The organism is Janthinobacterium sp. SUN073, assembly GCF_030397665.1.
Taxonomy (GTDB): domain Bacteria; phylum Pseudomonadota; class Gammaproteobacteria; order Burkholderiales; family Burkholderiaceae_D; genus Janthinobacterium.
The window spans coordinates 285,317-304,826 of sequence record NZ_JAPUBT010000007.1; the positions used below are offsets into that span (position 1 = coordinate 285,317).

General features: G+C 61.9%; 19 protein-coding genes and 1 riboswitch. Of the genes, 11 read left to right on the forward strand and 8 right to left on the reverse strand.

Annotated features, from left to right (window positions below):
* Positions 1–12 precede the first annotated feature (12 nt).
* The 3 genes from O0882_RS19945 to O0882_RS19955 form a co-directional block, all read right to left on the reverse strand.
* On the reverse strand, positions 13–960 hold the full coding sequence (locus O0882_RS19945) for a tyrosine recombinase XerC (RefSeq protein WP_289950794.1): 948 nt from the start codon (positions 958–960) through the stop codon (positions 13–15).
* A gap of 7 nt (positions 961–967) precedes the next feature.
* Positions 968–1,645 (reverse strand): DUF484 family protein, encoded by a 678-nt coding sequence (locus O0882_RS19950; RefSeq protein ID WP_099760984.1) that lies wholly within the window; start codon positions 1,643–1,645, stop codon positions 968–970.
* A gap of 179 nt (positions 1,646–1,824) precedes the next feature.
* On the reverse strand, positions 1,825–2,901 hold the full coding sequence (locus O0882_RS19955) for a porin (protein WP_289950797.1): 1,077 nt from the start codon (positions 2,899–2,901) through the stop codon (positions 1,825–1,827).
* Positions 2,902–3,316: 415 nt separating this feature from the next.
* Here O0882_RS19955 and O0882_RS19960 point away from each other — a divergent pair, with 415 nt between their 5' ends.
* On the forward strand, positions 3,317–4,819 hold the full coding sequence (locus O0882_RS19960; protein WP_289950799.1) for a hypothetical protein: 1,503 nt from the start codon (positions 3,317–3,319) through the stop codon (positions 4,817–4,819).
* An 11-nt stretch (positions 4,820–4,830) separates the two neighbouring features.
* Here O0882_RS19960 and dapF read toward each other — a convergent pair whose 3' ends face one another.
* From dapF to O0882_RS19975, 3 genes are read right to left on the reverse strand one after another with little or no spacing between them, the layout of a single operon-like run.
* Positions 4,831–5,694 (reverse strand): diaminopimelate epimerase, encoded by an 864-nt coding sequence (gene dapF, locus O0882_RS19965; RefSeq protein WP_289950800.1) that lies wholly within the window; start codon positions 5,692–5,694, stop codon positions 4,831–4,833.
* Positions 5,695–5,705: 11 nt separating this feature from the next.
* On the reverse strand, positions 5,706–6,581 hold the full coding sequence (locus tag O0882_RS19970; RefSeq protein ID WP_289950802.1) for a lipid A biosynthesis acyltransferase: 876 nt from the start codon (positions 6,579–6,581) through the stop codon (positions 5,706–5,708).
* A complete protein-coding gene (locus O0882_RS19975; RefSeq protein ID WP_289950803.1) occupies positions 6,578–7,447 on the reverse strand; it encodes a lysophospholipid acyltransferase family protein in 870 nt (289 codons plus the stop codon). The genes O0882_RS19970 and O0882_RS19975 overlap by 4 nt, the downstream gene beginning before the upstream one ends.
* Positions 7,448–7,635: 188 nt before the next feature.
* On the opposite strand from O0882_RS19975, the gene metK reads away from it, so the two are divergent.
* From metK to metF, 5 genes are all read left to right on the forward strand, one after another.
* Positions 7,636–8,802: a methionine adenosyltransferase gene (gene metK / locus O0882_RS19980; protein WP_096233320.1), complete on the forward strand. Its 1,167-nt coding sequence runs from the start codon at positions 7,636–7,638 to the stop codon at positions 8,800–8,802.
* A 142-nt stretch (positions 8,803–8,944) separates the two neighbouring features.
* Positions 8,945–9,466 carry a hypothetical protein gene (locus tag O0882_RS19985; RefSeq protein WP_289950807.1) on the forward strand — a complete coding sequence of 174 codons (522 nt, stop codon included), beginning with the start codon at positions 8,945–8,947 and terminating at the stop codon, positions 9,464–9,466.
* A gap of 87 nt (positions 9,467–9,553) precedes the next feature.
* A riboswitch (S-adenosyl-L-homocysteine riboswitch) is annotated at positions 9,554–9,621 on the forward strand.
* 24 nt (positions 9,622–9,645) lie between these two features.
* Positions 9,646–11,070, forward strand: coding sequence for an adenosylhomocysteinase (gene ahcY, locus O0882_RS19990; RefSeq protein WP_289950809.1), 1,425 nt, complete (start codon positions 9,646–9,648; stop codon positions 11,068–11,070).
* Positions 11,071–11,265: 195 nt separating this feature from the next.
* Positions 11,266–11,622, forward strand: coding sequence for a phage holin family protein (locus O0882_RS19995; protein ID WP_034783534.1), 357 nt, complete (start codon positions 11,266–11,268; stop codon positions 11,620–11,622).
* Positions 11,609–12,439, forward strand: coding sequence for a methylenetetrahydrofolate reductase [NAD(P)H] (metF, locus tag O0882_RS20000; protein WP_099760976.1), 831 nt, complete (start codon positions 11,609–11,611; stop codon positions 12,437–12,439). Before O0882_RS19995 ends, metF begins: the two co-directional genes overlap by 14 nt.
* A 10-nt stretch (positions 12,440–12,449) precedes the next feature.
* Here the strand turns inward: metF and O0882_RS20005 are convergent, their stop codons facing one another.
* Complete coding sequence (locus O0882_RS20005; RefSeq protein ID WP_289950812.1) at positions 12,450–12,989, reverse strand: 5-formyltetrahydrofolate cyclo-ligase; 540 nt, start codon at positions 12,987–12,989, stop codon at positions 12,450–12,452.
* Between the two features lie 104 nt (positions 12,990–13,093).
* Between O0882_RS20005 and O0882_RS20010 the strand changes: the two genes are divergently transcribed.
* The 4 genes from O0882_RS20010 to O0882_RS20025 all read left to right on the forward strand — a co-directional run bounded on the left by O0882_RS20010 (position 13,094) and on the right by O0882_RS20025 (position 17,712).
* Positions 13,094–15,082, forward strand: coding sequence for a lytic transglycosylase domain-containing protein (locus O0882_RS20010; RefSeq protein ID WP_289950814.1), 1,989 nt, complete (start codon positions 13,094–13,096; stop codon positions 15,080–15,082).
* Positions 15,083–15,094: 12 nt separating this feature from the next.
* Positions 15,095–15,811: a glutathione S-transferase family protein gene (locus O0882_RS20015; protein WP_289950816.1), complete on the forward strand. Its 717-nt coding sequence runs from the start codon at positions 15,095–15,097 to the stop codon at positions 15,809–15,811.
* Between the two features lie 12 nt (positions 15,812–15,823).
* Entirely contained in the window at positions 15,824–16,921 is a 1,098-nt protein-coding gene (locus tag O0882_RS20020; RefSeq protein WP_289950818.1) for a multifunctional CCA tRNA nucleotidyl transferase/2'3'-cyclic phosphodiesterase/2'nucleotidase/phosphatase, read from the forward strand.
* Positions 16,922–17,007: 86 nt separating this feature from the next.
* A complete protein-coding gene (locus O0882_RS20025) occupies positions 17,008–17,712 on the forward strand; it encodes a GNAT family N-acetyltransferase (protein ID WP_289950820.1) in 705 nt (234 codons plus the stop codon).
* Here O0882_RS20025 and O0882_RS20030 read toward each other — a convergent pair.
* Positions 17,704–18,228 carry an Lrp/AsnC family transcriptional regulator gene (locus O0882_RS20030; protein ID WP_070220829.1) on the reverse strand — a complete coding sequence of 175 codons (525 nt, stop codon included), beginning with the start codon at positions 18,226–18,228 and terminating at the stop codon, positions 17,704–17,706. The two genes, O0882_RS20025 and O0882_RS20030, sit on opposite strands and share 9 nt — an antisense overlap.
* A 125-nt stretch (positions 18,229–18,353) precedes the next feature.
* On the opposite strand from O0882_RS20030, the gene hppD reads away from it, so the two are divergent.
* Positions 18,354–19,481 (forward strand): 4-hydroxyphenylpyruvate dioxygenase, encoded by a 1,128-nt coding sequence (gene hppD, locus O0882_RS20035; protein ID WP_071079812.1) that lies wholly within the window; start codon positions 18,354–18,356, stop codon positions 19,479–19,481.
* Positions 19,482–19,510 lie beyond the last annotated feature (29 nt).

Genomic DNA, 19,510 nt, shown 5'->3' on the forward strand with positions numbered 1-19,510 from the left:
GACTGCGACTGCCTACTTGAGCTTGGCGCGCGGGTGCGCCTGGTCGTAGACGTGCGCCAGATGCTGGAAATCGAGGGCCGTGTAGACCTGGGTCGAGGTGATGCTGGAATGGCCCAGCATTTCCTGGACGGCGCGCAAGTCGCCCGACGATTGCAGCACGTGCGAGGCGAACGAGTGGCGCAGCACGTGCGGGTGCACGTTCGCGGGAATCTCGGTGGCCAGCGCGTGCGCCTTCAGGCGCAGTTGCAGCACGCGCGGCGAAATGCGCGTGCCGCGCGTGCTTAAAAACAAGGCAGCGCTGCCATCCTTTGCAGGCGGACGCACGGCCAGCCAGCTGGCCAGCGCCACGAGGGCGGCCTTGCCAACGGGCACCTTGCGCATCTTGCTGCCTTTACCCGTGACGATGACTTCGAAGCTGGCCATGTCGAGCCAGCCCAGCGAGGCGGGCTGGCCGCCGTCGGCCTTGCAGTAATGGGTGTCCAGGCTGGTCAGTTCGGAGACGCGCAAGCCGCTCGAATACAGCAGCTCGAACATGGCGCGGTTGCACAGTTGCTCCGGTTCGGCGGCGCCCTGCTGGTGTTGCGCGGGCGCCACGAGGCGCACGGCATCGTCCACCGACAGGGCTTTGGGTAAGGTCTTGGCCCGCTTGGGGGCGCGGATGCCGTCGACGGGATTGGCGTCGAGCTGGGTCTCGCCGCTGAGCCAGTTGAAAAAGCCCCGCCACGACGACAGCTTGCGGGCGATCGAGCGCGGGTCCAGGCCGCCACTGTGCAGCTTGGCCGTGTAGCGGCGTATTTCGTTGTGCGCCAGCGCCGTCCAGGGCGTATTGCCGCTCAGTTCCAGCAAGGCGCGCAAGTCGCGCCCATAGGCATCCAGCGTGTGGGGCGAGAGCTTGCGCTGCGTGGCCAGCTGCGCCAGGTAGCTGGTCAGCCATTCGGCCTTGCCGCGCGCTTCGCCCACGGCGTTCTCAGGCAGGCGAGCCGGCGCGCAGTGCGGCCAGGGCGGCGCTGGCCGTAGCGCCGATGTGCACGAGGAAGTCCGTGCCCATGCTGGAGGTAAAGCGTTCGCTGTCGGGCGAACCGAGCACCAGCAAGCCGAAGGTACCCGTGGTGTTCGGGGCGCGCAGGGCGATCATGACGGTCGATTCGATTTTATCCGCCTGCAACCAGTGCACGGCTTCGAAATCGCGGTTGCTGCCGCAGTACGGCGCTTGCAGGCTGTTGGCGAACATGCGCACGTCGGCCGTGACATCTTCCGTGAACCAGCCATTGGCGTGTTCCGGCAGTACTTGCCACAGGCGCAGGCTGACATAGGGCACGTCGAAATTGCTTTGCAGGGCATCGACCAGCACGCGCGGCATGGCCGCATCGCTGCGCACTTGCAGCATGGCCTGGTTCCAGCCGTGGAACTTGCTGGCGATGTCGCCATTTTCCTCGGCCAGGCGGCTCAGCTTGGACATGCGCAGCTCCAGCGCCTTGTATTTGTCACGCATCACTTCCATCTGTCGCTCCTGCAGCGAGATGGTGCGTCCCGTCAGCGGGCTGCTCAGCTTGACCTCGCCGAGCAGCGCGGTATGCTCTGCGAAGAAAGTCGGATGCTCGCTCAGGTACTGGGCGACGGTGCTGGAATCGAGTGTGGCGGTCATTGAGAATGTCTGTCAGTGAAGGATAAACGCTTCATTCTAACCGAGAGTGCGCCGGCATAGGCGCAAAGGGCTGGGCGCCTATGCATTTTCCGCGCGCGCATGAAAAAAGCGGCATGGTTACCCATGCCGCCTTGCATTTCTTGCTCAGCAATCACCCGTGGCGGGTGACGTGCGGGGCATTAGAAATTGTGGTGTACGCCCAGACCGATGTAGTTGACGCTTTTCGCAACGGTGTAGTTGATGCTGTTAACAACGGCTGCTTTCTTGTTCGAAATATCCGCGTACAGGTAGGTGCGTTTCGACAGATTGTAGTCATAGCCCAGCGATGCTTGCTTGGTCTTGACGACGCCATCTGGTGTTTTCTGGCCATAGCCAGCGCGGATCTTGCCAGGGCCGACGTCGTAATTGGCGCCAATCAACCATGCCTTGGTATCTGTATTGATGATCTTGAAGTTGCCATCATCCTGATGCTGGTACGACGCCATCAGTTTCAATTCCTTGCTCGGATTGAACGATGCGGCAACCGACCACAGCTTGGCTTGCAGGCCATTACGCTCGTAAGCGGCCATAGCGGCGAACTGTTCGTTGGTATAGGTAGCCGACATCGAGTACGGATTCGACGCTGGTGCAACGTTTGCTGCCACGGCGTAGTTACCCGAGGCAAATGTGAATGCGTTGATCGGCGCACGCGCTGGAACGACGGCATTGTTATTGGCTTCCTTGGCGGCCACGGTGGCGTTGAACTGGAAGCCGCTGATGACTGGCGAGTTATAGAACACGGCGTTCGAGAAGCGGTTTTTCGAGTTGCCATCTGCGCTCAGCGGATCGCTGCTGTAACCGGCGACCGTGATGTCGGTCTGGAAACCGGCTGGCGTAGGCATACCCGACCATGGTTCGAACGCGGTGCTCGATTCCTGGAAGGCGGTCAGGCCACGGCCCAGGCGTACGGTACCGAAGTTGCCTTGCAGGCCGACGCGGCTTTGACCCTGGAACAGCGGACGGGAGTTGCTTTCCAGCGTACCCGTATCGGTTTCATAGCGAATTTCCAGTTGGAAAATAGCTTTCAGGCCATTGCCCAGATCTTCCGTGCCCTTGAAACCCAGCTTGTTGTTGTCGCGCTTGGTGACTTTGGTGGTTTCACCAGTCAATTTGCCCAGGCCAGCATCGACCGTGCCGTAGATTTGGACGGACGACTGCGCTTGTGCGGTTGCGGCAAAGGCGCCGAAGAGTGCGAGGGCAACGAGTGATTTTTTCATGTCTTATTCCCTATTAAAAGTGAGTTCCGTCCGAGATCCGAGCAGATTGAAATGCGCCAATTACCGCGTTTCGATGAATGAACCTTAATTCGTTGGCGCGCAAGACGTGCGGGATTGGTCAAATATGCGTGAAAAGATTGGTGAAAAGCGGTATAAATCCATGGCCCTGTTGTATTTTTGTAACGCGCCGTTTTTGCCGATCCTGCGCCGATGGCCGGCGTTCTCCCATCGCCACGGTGGCGGCACCTTGCCATATTGGCGTGTCCTGGCCAGGACATTGTTGCGTTGAATCAAGTTCTTAAGCCGGCTGTGGCGGATTTATGACACAAGGACGTTACACTAAGGGACGGCCTGCGCTGATGGGTCCGGAGACGGCGCACTATTATTAGAATCATTGACTCAATATCGAGAATCGATGGCAAATCGCGAAACATTAGGATTGATCAAGGGCGCGCGCGCGGGCGATGTGGCTTGCCAGCTGGCGTTGGGACGGCTGTATCTGTTCGGGCAGGGTGTGCCGCAGAGCTTGCCGACCGCCTTGCATTGGCTGGCGCGGGCGGCCCAGGAGGATAGCCAGGAAGCATGCTTGCTGATCGGTACGCACGTGCCGTTCGAAGTGGCGCAACCGGCAGCCAGGACGCTGATTCCGTATTACGCGCAGGCGTTCGATGCGGGCCTGGTGCAGGCGGGCCTGGTGCTGGCGCAACTGGTGCTGGGCAACGCCGCCAGCAGTTGTGAAACCTTGCGCGCCAAGGCACGCGTGGCGCTGGACGCCGCCGTGCATGCCGGCTTGCCCGATGCGCAATGGTTGTTATCCATGCAAGAAGGAACGTCCGCAGCCTGCGTGCCCGATACCGGCGTCGCTGGCAAGCACGCCTTCGATGGCGATACGCCGCTGTACGCCTGGCTGGAGCAGGCCTGGAGCCAGGGCAACCATGCCGGCTTCCTGTCGCAAGGCTTGCCGCTGGCGCGCGAGCTGTTGCAGCGCCAGGCCGCCGCCGGGGCGCGCACGATCGCGCTGGACCCGCAGCAGGTGCAGTTGCTGTCGCGTTGCGCCCAGGCACTGGCGCCAGGCGGCGATGCCGAGGGGTGGCAATGTTGCGAGTTGGCCGCGCATGGCGGCGACCGCACGGCGCAGCTGGAGCTGGGACTCGGCTATGCGCGCATGGATGCGCATGGACAGCGGCTGGCCACGCGCAACGGCGCGGCCAATTTCAAGCGGGCCGTGCGCTGGCTGACGCAGGCGGGCGAGCAGGGCCTGGCCGAAGCCTGGTTCGTGCTGTCGCGCATCTATACAAAACCGGAATTTTCCCAGCGCAATGTGGTCGAAGCCCATTCCTGCCTGGAGCGTGCCGCCGACCTGGGACATGGCCCGGCCCAGCTCGAGTGCGGCATGCATGCCTGGCGCAATCGCCGCGACGGTGTCAACAACGATGTGCGGGCCGCCTATTGGCTGCTGCAGGCGCAGGCGCAAGGCAGTAGTGAAGCGGAGGCGGCGCTGGCGAAGATCGCGCCAGACGGCGAGTCCGGCGACTGGGGCCAGTGTGCCGCCCTGCACGCCGATGGACAACTGCGCCAGCTGGGCCTGAGCCACCCTTTGCTGGCGGCGCGGCTGGCGCTGGCGCGCTGCTTTCACCTGTCGCGTGCCGAGGCCTTGCTGCTCGATCTGCATGCGGCCGACCAGGGACATTGCCTGCTGATCGATATCAGTGCCACGCATGGGCGCGGCAAGCGGCGCCTGGCATTGATCCGCACGGCGCAGGAGCGCCAGCTGCTCGATCAGGTGGTGCGCCTGTTCGAACGCGTCGATTGCGGCGTGACGGGGCCGGAAGGCAATTACCGGCAACGCCTGTACCGTCTGAAGTGCTACCTGGCCGAACTCGGTGTCGCGCAGGAACAGCAGTTCCTGGCGGCCTGACGTTTATTTGCTTACAGCTCGATCGTGCCTTCGAATACGGTCACGGCCGGGCCCGTCATCAGGACAGGCTGGCCCGGGCCTTGCCAGGCGATCGACAGTTCGCCCCCGCGCGCGCTGATGCGCACCGGGGAATCGAGCCGGCCACGCAGGATGCCGGCTACGGCGGCGGCGCAGGCGCCCGTGCCGCAAGCCAAGGTTTCGCCCGCGCCCCGTTCATACACGCGCAGTTTCACGTGATGGCGGTCGATGATCTGCAGGTAGCCGGCGTTGACCCGGCGGGGAAAGCGCGGATGGTGCTCGATCAGCGGGCCCGATTGTTCCAGGTCTTGCGCATCGACATCGTCGACCACCTGCACGGCATGCGGGTTGCCCATCGAGACGACGGACACCAGCACGGGGGTGCTGTGGCCCGGCAGCGCCAGGTCCAGCGGCCACAAGGTGTCGCTGCCTTCCGCTACACCGGTGAGGCCAGCCGCATCGAACGGTACCAGTGCCGGTTCCAGCACAGGCGCGCCCATGTCGACCGTGATGCTGCCATCCGCCTCCAGGCGCGGCGCAATGATGCCGGCCATGGTTTCCACGCGGATGCTCGCCTTGTCGGATAAGCCTTTTTCGCTGACGAACTTGACGAAGGCGCGTGCGCCGTTGCCGCATTGCTCGACTTCGCCGCCATCGTTGTTATAGATACGGTAGCGGAAGTCGCAGCCGGGCAGACGCGGCTTTTCCACCACGAGGATCTGGTCGGCGCCGATACCGAAACGGCGGTCGGCCAGGCGCTGCCACTGGGCCGGCGTGAAGTCGATATCTTGATTGATGGCATCGATGACGATAAAGTCATTGCCGGCGCCATGCATCTTGGTAAAGTGGAGTTTCATGTTTTGCCGTATCACTTGTGCTGGTTATAGAACGAGGCTTCGCCTTGCGGACGCGTCTTGAAGCGTTTATGCGTCCAGAAGTATTCGGCTGGCGCTTCGCGCACGCGCTCTTCGATGAATTCGTTCATGCGGCGCGTGGCGGCCGTGATGTCGTCGCCCGGATAGTCGTCCCAGGCCGGGTAATACGTCACTTGCCAGCCCTGATAATTGGGCAAAAAGGTGGCGATGACGGGAATCACTTGCGCCTTGGCGGCCAGCGCCAGGCGCGCCGTGGCCGTCAGGGTGGCGGCGGGCACGCCGAAGAAGGGCACGAATTCCGCATCCTTTTCGCCGAAATCCATGTCCGGCAGCATGAAATACGGCAAGCCGTCGCGCAGCGCGCGCAGAATCGTCTTGATGCCGTCCTGGCGCGTAAACAGCTTGGGCGGCTTGAAGCGCGAACGGCCGGCGCGCAGGGCCTGGTCGAAGGCGGCGTTCTTTTGCTGCACATACATCGACGAAGCGGAAATTTCCATCGCCGTGGCGGCGCCGGCCACGTCGAGGCAGACGAAGTGCGGGCACAGCAGGATGGTGGGCTTGGCCGCGATCTGCTGGCCCGGAAAGGCGGGCACCTTTTTGATCAGGCGGTTCAGGCGTTCTTCCGACGACCACCACAGGATGCTGCGCTCCCACACGCTGCGCGAATAGGCCTGGAAATGCTGGCGCGCCAGCGCCACGCGTTGCGCTTCCGACAATTGCGGCATGCACAGGCGCAAGTTCGTCAGGGCGATCGCGCGCCGCTTGCGCATGACAAGAAACAACACGCTGCCAACGCCGACGCCGAAGCGGCCCAGGATGGGCAGGGGTAACCAGTGCAGCAGCCACATGAAGGCGATCAGCAGTCTCATGCCTGCTCCCTGGCGGCATCGGGGCTGGCCGGCGTGGGCGGCGGCGCGCCGCGTGGCACCTTGTAGCGGTTGTAGCTCCACAGGTATTGCGCCGGGCTGCGCGCGATCAGTTGTTCCATGGCCGCATTGATGGTGCGTGCCTGCTGGGCCGAAGTGCTGTCCAGCGATTCGGTAAATGGCACGAAATGCACGATATAGCCGCGCCCGCCCGGCAGGCGTTCGGCGTAGGTGATGATGACTTCGGCGCCGCCCATCTGCGCCAGCTTGGCCGGCAGGGTCATGGTGTAGGCGGGGCGGCCGAAGAAATCGGCCCACACGCCTTCGCCCTCTTGCGGCACCTGGTCCGGCAGCAGGCCAATGGGCTGGCCTTTTTTCAGGCATTTGGCAAAGATGCGCACGCCCGACATATTGGCCGGCGCCAGCATCAGGTTTTCGCGCGCGCGCGCCCCTTCGATCAGCGGTTTCAGGGCGGCGCGCTTGGGAGGGCGGTACATCACGGTGAGCGGCGTGCGCAGGGCGATTTGCTGGGCGACGATTTCAAAGCAGCCCAGGTGCGGCGTCAGGAAGACGATGCCGCGGCCGTGTTGCAACGCTTTTTCCACCAGGTCCCAGTTTTCCACCGTGGCATGGCGCGCTACACGCTCGGCTGGGGCGCACCAGATGAAGGGCAATTCCAGCACGCTCTTGCCCGCTTCGGCCACGGCCGTGTGCAAGTGTTGCGAAAACCCCGCACCCTGCATGTTCTCGCGCATGCGGCGCCGGTAAGACGGGGAAATGGCGTAAATCACCCAGCCGAGCACAGCGCCCAGGCCATGCAGGACGGGCAGGGGAAAGAGGGATAAAAAGCGGAAAATTGGGACTAACATGAATAAGCTGTTTCCAGGAATGGCGTGTTGCTGTGCCAAAATTTTTTAAGAAGCGTAAAATACCACGTATGCAGTACCCGCTGAGTTAATAGACAACTTGCGAAGCGGAATATAAATATCGCTAAAGCGTCGCAGGCAATATCCTCTTTACTGCGACAGAACATTCACATAGTAAACAGGAGCTTGCAATGTCAAACGACTATCTCTTCACTTCCGAATCCGTCTCGGAAGGCCATCCCGACAAGGTTGCCGATCAAATTTCCGACGCCATCCTTGACGCCATCCTGGCCCAGGATCCGACCGCCCGCGTGGCCGCCGAAACCTTGTGCAACACGGGCCTGGTGGTGCTGGCTGGCGAGATTACCACTTACGCCAATGTGGATTATATTCAAGTTGCGCGCGAAACCATCAAACGCATCGGTTACGACAACACGGAATACGGCATCGACTACAAGGGTTGCGCCGTGCTGGTGGCTTACGACAAGCAGTCGCCCGACATCGCGCAAGGCGTCGATGAAGGTGCGGGTATTGACCTGGATCAAGGCGCTGGCGATCAGGGCCTGATGTTCGGTTACGCCTGCGATGAAACGGCCGAGCTGATGCCCGCCGCCATCCACTACGCGCACCGCCTGGTCGAGCGCCAGTCGCAGTTGCGCAAGGATGGCCGCTTGCCATGGCTGCGTCCGGATGCGAAATCGCAAGTGACCCTGCGCTACGTCGATGGCCGCCCCGTCGGCGTGCACACGGTCGTGCTGTCGACCCAGCATGCGCCGGAAATTTCGCACAAGCAGATCGAAGAAGCCGTCATCGAAGAGATCATCAAGCCGATCCTGCCGCGCGAATGGCTGACGGAGACCAAATTCCTCGTCAACCCGACGGGCCGTTTCGTCATTGGCGGTCCGCAAGGCGATTGCGGCTTGACCGGGCGCAAGATCATCGTCGACACCTACGGTGGCGCAGCCCCGCACGGCGGCGGCGCGTTCTCGGGCAAGGACCCATCGAAAGTCGACCGTTCGGCAGCCTACGCGGCCCGTTACGTGGCGAAAAACATCGTCGCGGCCGGCCTGGCGCGCCAATGCCAGGTGCAGGTCAGCTACGCCATCGGCGTGGCCAAGCCGATCAACATCACCGTCTACACGGAAGGCACGGGCGTGATTCCTGACGCGGAAATCGCCAAGCTGGTGCTGGCGCACTTCGATTTGCGTCCAAAAGGCATCGTGCAAATGCTCGACCTGCTGCGCCCGATCTATCAAAAGAGCGCCGCCTACGGCCACTTCGGCCGCGAAGAGCCGGAATTCACGTGGGAACGCACGGACAAGGTCGCCCTCCTGCGCGACGCCGCCGGCCTGAAGTAATCTAGCCTGCTTGCATGAGAAGCGCCCCGGCCATCTTGGCCGCGGGCGCTTTTTTCATGGGCGCACGCGACGGTGCGTACGGAACGGCGTTGCCGTAGGGATACGTTACAATTCATTGCAAATAAACCAATTGGGGAATTCCATGACCTTGTTGCGCGCATCTTCCTTGTTTGTTGCTCTGTTTGCCACATTCGGCCTGTCCGCTGCCTTGGCGGTGGCGGCACCGGCCACGCTGACGGTGGGGCAATGGCTGGACAAGGCGGAGGCTGGCGATGGCCATGCCGTGCTGATCCTGGCGGCGGGCGGCAAATTTATTTTCCCCGAGGGCTCGCTGGCAACGCCGGTCCAGATGCGGCCCGAACTTACCGAGTTGATGGGGCAAATGTCGGTACGCCAGGCCTTGCATGTGCTCACCATCTATGCGGACAGTGGTTTTCTCGCCACGGATCCCGATGCCTGGCGCGCGAATATCAAGCCCGATCCCGTGATCACCTGCAAATGGGCCATGCGCGCCGCGAATTATCCGACCGACGGCAGCAAGGCCGATAAGGACATGATCCCCATCCTGCGTGACCTGGCCGATGAAATAACGCGGCGCCTCGATGCCGATGCGCGCGCCAGCTGTCTCAGCCAGGGCAAGAACTGGCCGCCGCAGAAACCATAGCGCGCCAGCGCGCGTCGCGGACCTGTCAGGCGGCCGGCCCGCTTGACTAATGGTTGCCGCCGGCGCATGGCCAATGTTATGATGCAGCGTCCGAGGAGCGTTGCGACGAAGAAATTCGCCAGGCTCGGAATATCCTGCAACTGCGCTCACGTACCTTTTTCAACTGAAAGGAGGGCGTGATGAACGCCGTACTCAAATCGCAACACGACTACACCATCGCCGATATCACTTTGGCCGCATGGGGCAATAAAGAAATCAAGATTGCTGAAACGGAAATGCCTGGCCTGATGGCCATCCGCGAAGAATTCGCGGCAGCGCAGCCCCTGAAAGGCGCGCGCATCACCGGTTCCATCCACATGACCATCCAGACCGCCGTGCTGATCCAGACCCTGGAAGCACTGGGCGCGCAAGTGCGTTGGGCATCGTGCAACATTTACTCGACGCAAGATCACGCTGCCGCCGCCATCGCTGCCGCCGGCACGCCTGTCTTCGCCGTCAAGGGCGAGTCGCTGGACGACTACTGGGAATACACGCACCGCATCTTCGAATGGCCGAACGTGGACGGCAAGGCTGTCTACTCGAACATGATCCTCGACGATGGCGGCGATGCTACCCTGCTGCTGCACCTGGGCGTGCGCGCGGAAACCGACCTGTCGGTGCTGGCCAATCCCGGTTCGGAAGAAGAAATCTGCATGTTCAACTCGATCAAGCAGCACTTGCTGGCCGATCCGACCTGGTATTCGAAGCGTCTGCCAGAAATCCTCGGCGTGACGGAAGAAACGACGACCGGCGTACACCGCTTGTATCAAATGCACAAGGAAGGCAAGCTGGCCTTCCCTGCGATCAACGTCAACGATTCCGTCACGAAATCGAAGTTCGACAACCTGTATGGCTGCCGCGAGTCCCTGGTCGATGGCATCAAGCGCGCCACCGACGTGATGATCGCCGGTAAAGTGGCCGTCATCGCCGGTTACGGTGACGTCGGTAAAGGTTCGGCCCAAGCCATGCGCGCCCTGTCGGCGCAAGTATGGGTGACGGAAGTCGATCCGATCTGCGCACTGCAGGCGGCGATGGAAGGCTACCGCGTGGTGACCATGGATTACGCCTGCGAACACGGCGACATCTTCGTTACCTGTACGGGCAACTATCACATCCTCACGCACGATCACCTGACGCGCATGAAAGACCAGGCCATCGTCTGCAACATTGGTCACTTTGACAATGAAATCGACGTTGCTTCGTTGAAGCAATACGAGTGGGAAAACATCAAGCCGCAAGTCGACCACATCATCTTCCCGTCGGGCCGCCGCATCATCCTGCTGGCCGAAGGCCGCCTGGTCAACCTCGGTTGCGGCACGGGCCACCCGTCGTACGTGATGAGCTCGTCGTTCGCCAACCAGACGATCGCCCAGATCGAGCTGTACGCGAACACGGCCAACTACCCGGTCGGCGTGTACACCTTGCCAAAACACCTGGACGAAAAAGTCGCCCGTTTGCAACTCAAAAAGTTGAATGCGCAGCTGACGGAACTGACGCAAGAGCAAGCCGACTACATCGGCGTGCGCACGGAAGGTCCTTATAAACCCGAGCACTACCGCTATTAAGATGGTTGCCTCATGAACCTACTGCGCGGCGCGGGGCGCGGCCGGCGATGCTCACTGTGCTAAAGCACAGCTGCGCTTCTCGGCCACGCCGCGCATCCGCTCGCTACGGTTCCTGAGGCAACAAGACTGATCGGTGTATCGTTAGAGACAGCCGTTACTGTGCTGTCTCAATATCTTTTTTGACAGGCTAGAGAAATGCGCTTGCTACTGATTTGGTTTATCAATGCGGCAGCCCTGTTTGCCGTCCCCTACCTGATGCACTCGGTGACGATGAGCAGCGGCTGGACCGCGCTGCTGGCCGCTGCCGTGCTGGGGCTGGTCAATGCGCTGATCCGCCCATTGCTGATCTTGCTGACCTTGCCCGTGACATTCTTGTCGCTGGGCCTGTTCATTTTGATCATCAACGGCTTCCTGTTCTGGCTGGTGGCGCAGGTGATCGATGGTTTCCATGTCGCCAGTTTCTGGTCTGCCGTGGGTGGTGCCATTCTGTACAGCATCATTTCCTGGGCCTTGTCGACCTTACTTTTGAGTAATGACGATGGAAAAGCATAATTTCAGTATTGAGTTTTTCCCGCCGAAAACCCCGGAAGGGGCGGAAAAGCTGCGCGCCACGCGTATCAAGTTATCTGAATTGCAGCCGAAGTATTTCTCGGTGACGTTCGGCGCCGGTGGCACCACGCAGCAGGGCACGCTGGATACCGTGCGCGAGATCCTGGCGGCCGGCGAACAAGCCGCGCCCCATCTTTCTTGCGTGGGCGGTTCGCGCGCATCGATCCGCGCCGTGCTGGCCGACTTCAAGGCGGCCGGCGTGAGCCGCATCGTGGCCTTGCGCGGTGACTTGCCCAGCGGCTACGGTGCCTCGGGCGAGTTCCGCTACGCCAACGAGCTGGTGGAATTCATCCGCGCCGAGACGGGCGATCATTTTCATATCGAAGTGGCCGCCTATCCGGAAGTGCATCCGCAAGCCCGTTCGCCGCAAGACGACCTGCAGGCGTTCGCGCGCAAGGTGCAGGCCGGTGCCGATGCGGCCATCACCCAGTACTTCTACAATGCCGACGCGTATTTCCAGTTTGTCGAGCAGACGCAGAAGATGGGCATCAACGTGCCCATCGTGGCCGGCATCATGCCGATCACGAACTACACGCAATTGATGCGCTTTTCGGACATGTGCGGCGCGGAAATTCCGCGCTGGGTGCGTCTGAAACTGGCCAGCTTCGGCGACGACAGCGCGTCCATCAAGGCCTTTGGCCTGGACGTGGTGACGGGCTTGTGCGAGCGCTTGCTGGAAGGCGGCGCGCCAGGCTTGCATTTTTATAGCATGAACCAGGCGGCGCCCACTACCGCACTGTGGCAGCGGCTGGTCAAGTAATCCCTCGGGGTTACAGCGCCTGACAGTAAAGATCGCCCTCGGTCATGATGTGATCGAGGGCGATGTCGTATTCGCCGTTGGGAAAGTGTACCGCCAGGCAGGCATAGGCGATGCCCAGGGTGCGCGGACGGGGCGTTTGCGCCAGCGTGCGGTCGTAATAGCCGCCGCCATAGCCGAGCCGGAAACGTTGCTCATTAAACCCCAGGCAAGGCACCAGCAGGGTGGCGGGCGCCGGGCGCAGGCGCAATTGGGCCGGCACGGCCACGCCCATGCCATCTTTGACCATCGCTTCACCGGGCGTCCAGTCGGAAAATGCCAGCGGCGCATGCTTTTCCAGCACCACGGGCAAACTTAATTGCACGCCGCGCGCGGCCAGCTGTGCATATGCATCGTGCAAGTCCGGCTCACCGTGCAGGGGCCAGTACACGCCCAGCTCCTCGACTTTTTCCTGTGCGCACCAGTCCAGCAGGCGCTGCGCGATGGCCGCATCCCACCCCGCACGCGTGGCGTCGGGCAGGGCGCGGCGGGCCGCCAGCAGGGCCTTGCGCAAGCCGGCTTTGTCCTGTGGCGCAATGGGTGGCCGTGTAGCCGGATCGCATGTTATTCTAGGGTCGCTATTCATATCACCATCAAGTTAAGATTGAGAGTCGTACATTGATTTCCCCACTGAAATGGATTGCCGGCACGATGCTGTGTGTTGCATCGGCCTTGTCTCCCCTGGCCGCCCTGGCCCAGGTGTCCGCCACCGTCTCTCCTGCCGCACCCGACACGCGCAGCGAGGACGATGCCTTCCTGCTGCTGCGCGACGCCGCGCGCAAGGATGACGCCGAAAAAGCCGACTTTTATGCGGGGCGCCTGACGAATTACCAGATTCCATCGTATGTTGACTATTATCGGCTGAAACCGCGCATCAAACTGCTGACCGAGGCGCAATTTCGCGATTACCTGAACCGCTACAAGGGCAGCGCCATCGCCGACCGTTTCCGCAACGACTGGCTGCTGGAGCTGGGCCGCAAGCGCGACTGGGTCGTGTTCGACGAGCAATACCCGCAATTCGCCCTCGACGACGATACCCAGCTCAAGTGCTATGCGCTGATGTCGCGCGCGGCCAAAGGCCAGAACGTGGCGCCCGAGGCGCGCAATCTGCTGGTCTCGCCGCCCGGCTATGGCGAAGCGTGCGGCAGCCTGATCGCCGTGCTGGCGCAAAATGGCCAGTTCGACACGAATGACCTGTGGGCGCAGATCCGCCTGGCGGGCCAGACGAATGCCACCGGCCCGGCGCGCCGCATCGCGCTGCTGCTGGGCGCATCCGACGCGAAGATGGCGCAAGCCATCGATTTGCCGGCGCTGATGCTGGCCAAGGGCCCAGGCCCCAGCCGCGCCGACCACGAGATGTACCTGGTGGCCATCGGGCGCATGGCGAAAAGCACCCTGAAACTGGGCGTGGTGGCCTTGCAAAAAGCCAGCGCGCAGCTGACCGCGCAGGAACAGGCCATCGGCTGGGCCAACCTGGCCCTGCAGGCATCGTATGCGCTGGCGCCGGAAGCGTTTGAATATTGGCAAAGATCCAATGGCGCACCGTTGACCCAGGAGCAGATGCAGTGGAAAACGCGCATTGCCTTGCGCGAAGGCAACTGGCCTGTGGTGAAGTCGTCCATCCAGGCCATGCCGGCCTCCCTGCGCACGGACCCCACCTGGGTCTACTGGCTGGCGCGCGCGCAGCAGGCGGAAACGCCGGGCCGCCCGAATGCGCAGGCCGACACCCTGTATCGAACGATTGCTGACCAGTCGAATTTCTACGGCTTGCTGGCCAACGAAGAGCTGGGCAACCATCTGGTGTTGCCGCCGCCGGGCCAGCCCGTCAGCCCGACAGAAATCGCCGCCATGGCCGCCAATCCGGGCTTGCAGCGGGCGCTGAAATTTTTCAACATGCGCTTGCGCTTCGAAGGCACGCGCGAGTGGAACTGGGAATTGCGTTCGATGACGGATCGCCAGCATCTGGCGGCCGCGGAATTTGCGCGCCAGAACAATGTGCTCGACCGCATGGTCAATACGTCCGACCGCACGCGCCTGGAAGTGGACTATACGCAGCGCTACCCGACGCCGCACGACGACGTCATGCATCCGGCCACGCAAACCCTGGGTCTGGATAAAGCCTGGGTGTATGGCTTGATCCGCCAGGAATCGCGCTTCATCATGGATGCGCAATCGCATGTGGGCGCTTCGGGCCTGATGCAGGTGATGCCATCGACGGCCCGTTATGTCGCCAAGAAGATCGGCCTCACCGATTTCGTCACGGAAACCTTGAGCGATGTGCGCACCAACGTCTTGCTGGGCACGAATTACCTGAACATGGTGCTCGGTGGCCTCGATGGTTCGCAAGTGCTGGCCAGCGCCGCCTACAACGCGGGGCCGGGACGCTTGCGCATCTGGCGCGCCACCATGACGCGCCCGCTGGAAGGCGCCGTCTTCGCGGAGATCATTCCGTACACGGAAACGCGCGGCTACGTGAAAAACGTGATGGCCAACGCCACGTATTATGCGGCCTTGTTCGAGAAGCGCCCGCAGTCGCTGAAGGCGCGCCTGGGCACCGTGGGACCGAAGAATAGCGCCGTTTCTGCCGATTTGCCATCATCCAACTAAAGCTAGCCAACCATGCAAACGACCATCCTTGATCCCAGCCTGACGCAAACCCTGGCCGCCGCGCGCGAGCCGGGCCTGACCCTCATCATCGGCAACAAGAATTATTCGTCCTGGTCGATGCGCCCATGGGTGGCCATGACGGCCTTCGGCATCCCGTTCCAGGAAGTGCGCGTGCTGCTCGACCAGAGCGACACGGCGACGAAAATCGCCGAGTATTCGGCCTGCGGCCGCGTGCCCGTGCTGCTGGCGGGCGAGATCACGATCTGGGACAGCCTGGCCATCTGCGAATACCTGGCCGAGCAGTTTCCCGATAAACACCTGTGGCCGCAAGACGTGGCCGCGCGCGCCATGGCGCGCTGTGTCTGCGCGGAAATGCATTCCGGTTTCACGGGCTTGCGCACGGACATGTCGATGAATATCAAGGCCAAGTTGCCGGGCCGTGGCCGCACGGCCGCCGCGCAGGCGGATATCGGCCGCATCAGCGAAATCTGGGAAGAGTGTTTGTCGCGCTTTGGCCACCACCAATTCCTGTTTGGCGAGTTTTCCATCGCCGACGCGTATTTCGCCCCCGTCGTCATGCGCTTCCGCACGTATGGCGTGAGTCTGGCGCCGGCGCTGAACGCGTATTGCGAGCGCGTGCAGGCGCACCCGGCCGTGGCCTGCTGGATCACGGCAGCGCTGGCGGAAACGGAAACGGCGCCCAAGCACGACGCGGAATTACCTGAATAAGAGAAGTTCACCATGAAGATTTACACGGTCGGTGGCGCGGTGCGCGACCAACTGCTGGGCTTGCCCGTGAAAGACCACGACCACGTCGTCGTGGGCGCCACGCCCGAGGACATGCTGCGCCAGGGCTTCCGGCCCGTCGGCAAGGATTTTCCTGTTTTCCTGCACCCGAAGACGCAGGAAGAATACGCGCTGGCCCGCACGGAGCGCAAGACGGCCCCCGGCTACCGGGGCTTTGTCTTCCACACGGCGCCCGACGTCACCCTGGAAGACGACCTGGTGCGCCGTGATCTCACCATCAACGCCATCGCGCAAGCCGAGGACGGTACGTTGACCGACCCGTTCGGCGGTATTCAGGATATCGAGAACAAAATCTTCCGCCACGTCTCCGACGCGTTCGGCGAAGACCCCGTGCGCATCTTGCGCCTGGCCCGTTTTGCCGCCCGTTTTCATACGTTCACTGTCGCGCCCGCCACCCTGGACCTGATGCGCCAGATGGTGCTGGACGGCGAAGTCGACGCCCTGGTGGCCGAGCGCGTGTGGCAGGAACTGGCCAAGGGGCTGATGGAAAGCCACCCGTCGCGCATGCTGACGGTGCTGCACGAGTGCGGCGCCCTGCAGCGCATCGTGCCAGAAATCACGCTCAGCGAGCGCCTGCTGCAGGTCATCGACCATGCGGCCGCGCAAGGACATGAATTGCCCGTGCGCTTCGCCGCCTTGATGCTGCATGTGAGCAAGGATGCCATCGAGCAACTGAGCGAGCGCCTGCGCGTGCCCAACGAGTGCCGCGAGCTGGCCGTCATGGCGGCGCGCGAGCTGGACCAGATCAATGGCGCCCTGGACTTGCACGCCGAAGCCGTGATGAGCTTGTGCGAACGCTGCGATGGCTTGCGTAAACCGCAGCGCTTTGTGCAACTGCTGCAAGCGGTGGCGTGCCATGGGCTGGTCACCGGCGACTTTGCGCCGGCGGCGCGGCTGCAGGGCGGGCTGGACGCCGCGCGCGCCGTCAACGCGGGTGCGCTGGCGCAAGGTTGTACGGAGCCGAAACGCATTCCCGAAGTCATCCATGCGGCGCGGGTGGCCGCCGTGCAAGCATTCCTGGCCCAGGCTTGAATGGCGCGAATAGGCTACAATGGCGCCATAATGTTGCACTGCACAATATCGGCCTGACGTGCCGCAGCACCGCCCCAGGAGTCGTCGTGACCTTACCCAAGCTGTTTCAAAATCCGTTTCGCCGCTGGCTCAGTCGTAGCGGCGGCGGGCGCCCGACCGTACTCGTCAAACAGTTGCATGAGCGCGACCGGCGCCGCATGATGAAGCATTTTCTGTCGCTGGAGAAAAGCGACCGTTTGCTGCGCTTTGGCAGCACCTTGCCCGATGAACTCGTCGCCCAGTACGTGCAGAAGATGGATTTCTCGCGCGACATGATTTATGGCGTCTACAACAGCCTGTTCAAGCTGGTGGGCGTGGGGCATCTGGCGTTCGCGCCGAAGGACAAGTCGCCGGCGAAAAGTGTCGTGACGGATAAGGAGCAAGTGGCCGAGTTTGGCGTGTCCGTGTCGAAATCCATGCGCGGCATGGGCGTCGGTTCGAAACTGTTCGAGCGGGCGGCGATACACTGCCGCAACAACGATGTCGATACCCTGTACATGCATTGTTTGTCGTCCAACAAGACGATGATGCATATCGCCAAGAAGGCGGGCATGGAAATTCAGCGCGACTATGGCGAAGCTGATGCCTATTTGAAACTATTGCCGCCGAACCCGACGAGCATGCTGCAGGAAGCCGTGCAGGAGCAGTTCGCCATGTTCGACTACACGTTCAAGGCCAACGCGCGCGCCGCATTCAAACTGTGGGATCGCTTGCCGGGGCGCAAGAAGAAGCCCGAGCCACCATTACAATAAGGGCAGGGCCGTCGTATCCTTGATGCGCTGCAAGGCAAAGCTCGATTTGACGTCCAGCACGGCCGGGTGACGCAGCAGGGTCGCCATCATGAAGCGCGAAAAGTGCTCCATGTCTTCCACGTGCACGCGTAATAAATAATCCATTTCGCCCGTCATCGCATAGCAGGCCACCACTTCCGGCCAATGCGCCACGGCCACGGCGAAGTCGGCGCGCGGCGAGGTATTCGTCACCAGGTTGGGCGCCAGCACGCGCGCCGTGCTGTGCGCGGTGGCGTCGCTGTGCTTTTCCAGCCGCACATTCACATAGGCGAGCAAGCCCAGGCCGATCTTTTCCGGGTCCAGCAGGGCCACGTACTGGCGGATGACGCCCGCTTCTTCCAGCCGTTTGACGCGGCGCAAGCATGGCGACGGCGACAGGCTGACCTGTTCGGCCACGTCCTGATTCGACAGGCGGCCATCGGCCTGCAGGACGGCAAGGATCTTGCGGTCCGTTTTATCCAGCGTAATTTTGCTCATGCTCCCTCCGGTGGTTCGCGTTTCACGCAATATTATTGCGCAAATCATGATTGTTCGGGAGATCTTTGGCATTTAATGCCCGTGACCCACGCCTATACTGTGCGCTACTTCTTGGAGGAGACATCATGCAATTTCAGCCTTGGGATAACCCGATGGGTACCGATGGTTTCGAGTTCGTCGAGTATGCAGCACCAGACCCAAAAGCATTGGGCAAGCTGTTCGAGAACATGGGCTTCACGGCCATCGCGCGCCACCGCCACAAGGATGTGACCCTGTATCGCCAGGGCGACATCAATTTCATCATCAATGCCGAACAAGATTCGTTCGCGCAGCGTTTTGCCCGCCATCACGGCCCGTCCGTGTGCGCCATCGCCATCCGCGTCGATGATGCGGCTTTTGTGTACCGCCGCGCGCTGGAACTGGGCGCCTGGGGTTTCGACAATAAAACGGGTCCGATGGAGTTGAATATCCCCGCCATCAAGGGCGTGGGCGATTCCCTGCTGTACTTCGTCGACCGCTGGCGCGGCAAGGGCGCCGACAAGGAAGGCGCCGCTGCACCGGGCGGTATCGGCGACATCAGCATCTATGACGTCGATTTCGTCGCCATTCCCGGCGCCGTCGCCAACCCCGTCGGCCATGGCCTGACGTATATCGACCACCTGACGCACAATGTGCACCGTGGCCGCATGAAGGAATGGGCGAGCTTCTATGAAAGCCTGTTCAACTTCCGCGAAGTGCGCTATTTCGACATCGAAGGCAAGCTGACGGGCCTCAAGTCGAAGGCCATGACCTCGCCCTGCGGCAAGATCCGCATCCCGATCAACGAATCGTCGGACGACAAGTCGCAGATCGCCGAATACCTGGACCAGTACCACGGCGAAGGCATCCAGCACATCGCGCTGGGCACGGACAATATCTACGCCTCCGTGCAAGGCATGCGTGATACGGGTATCGATTTCCAGGACACGATTGAAACGTACTATGAACTGGTCAACCGCCGCCTGCCGAACCATGGCGAGCAGCTGGAAGAGCTGCGCCGCCTGCGCATCCTGATCGATGGCCACAGCACGGAAACGGAACGCGAACTGCTGCTGCAAATCTTCACGCAGACGGTGATCGGCCCGATCTTCTTCGAGATCATCCAGCGCAAGGGCGACCAGGGCTTCGGCGAAGGTAATTTCCGCGCCCTGTTCGAATCGATCGAGCTGGACCAGATCAAGCGCGGCGTGCTGAAAGATACGAACGCGGCATAAATCGCTGCTGTAACAAAAAGTAGTAAAAG

Bases quoted from the DNA above. Each gene is read 5' to 3' on its own strand.
- metF (WP_099760976.1), top strand. From the start codon at position 11,609: ATGGAAAAGCATAATTTCAGTATTGAGTTTTTCCCGCCGAAAACCCCG.
- ahcY (WP_289950809.1), top strand. From the start codon at position 9,646: ATGAACGCCGTACTCAAATCGCAACACGACTACACCATCGCCGATATC.
- O0882_RS20030 (WP_070220829.1), bottom strand. From the start codon at position 18,228: ATGAGCAAAATTACGCTGGATAAAACGGACCGCAAGATCCTTGCCGTC.
- O0882_RS19975 (WP_289950803.1), bottom strand. From the start codon at position 7,447: ATGTTAGTCCCAATTTTCCGCTTTTTATCCCTCTTTCCCCTGCCCGTC.
- O0882_RS19985 (WP_289950807.1), top strand. From the start codon at position 8,945: ATGACCTTGTTGCGCGCATCTTCCTTGTTTGTTGCTCTGTTTGCCACA.
- O0882_RS19960 (WP_289950799.1), top strand. From the start codon at position 3,317: ATGGCAAATCGCGAAACATTAGGATTGATCAAGGGCGCGCGCGCGGGC.
- O0882_RS19955 (WP_289950797.1), bottom strand. From the start codon at position 2,901: ATGAAAAAATCACTCGTTGCCCTCGCACTCTTCGGCGCCTTTGCCGCA.
- O0882_RS19970 (WP_289950802.1), bottom strand. From the start codon at position 6,581: ATGAGACTGCTGATCGCCTTCATGTGGCTGCTGCACTGGTTACCCCTG.
- metK (WP_096233320.1), top strand. From the start codon at position 7,636: ATGTCAAACGACTATCTCTTCACTTCCGAATCCGTCTCGGAAGGCCAT.
- O0882_RS20020 (WP_289950818.1), top strand. From the start codon at position 15,824: ATGAAGATTTACACGGTCGGTGGCGCGGTGCGCGACCAACTGCTGGGC.
- O0882_RS19950 (WP_099760984.1), bottom strand. From the start codon at position 1,645: ATGACCGCCACACTCGATTCCAGCACCGTCGCCCAGTACCTGAGCGAG.
- dapF (WP_289950800.1), bottom strand. From the start codon at position 5,694: ATGAAACTCCACTTTACCAAGATGCATGGCGCCGGCAATGACTTTATC.
- O0882_RS20015 (WP_289950816.1), top strand. From the start codon at position 15,095: ATGCAAACGACCATCCTTGATCCCAGCCTGACGCAAACCCTGGCCGCC.
- hppD (WP_071079812.1), top strand. From the start codon at position 18,354: ATGCAATTTCAGCCTTGGGATAACCCGATGGGTACCGATGGTTTCGAG.
- O0882_RS19995 (WP_034783534.1), top strand. From the start codon at position 11,266: ATGCGCTTGCTACTGATTTGGTTTATCAATGCGGCAGCCCTGTTTGCC.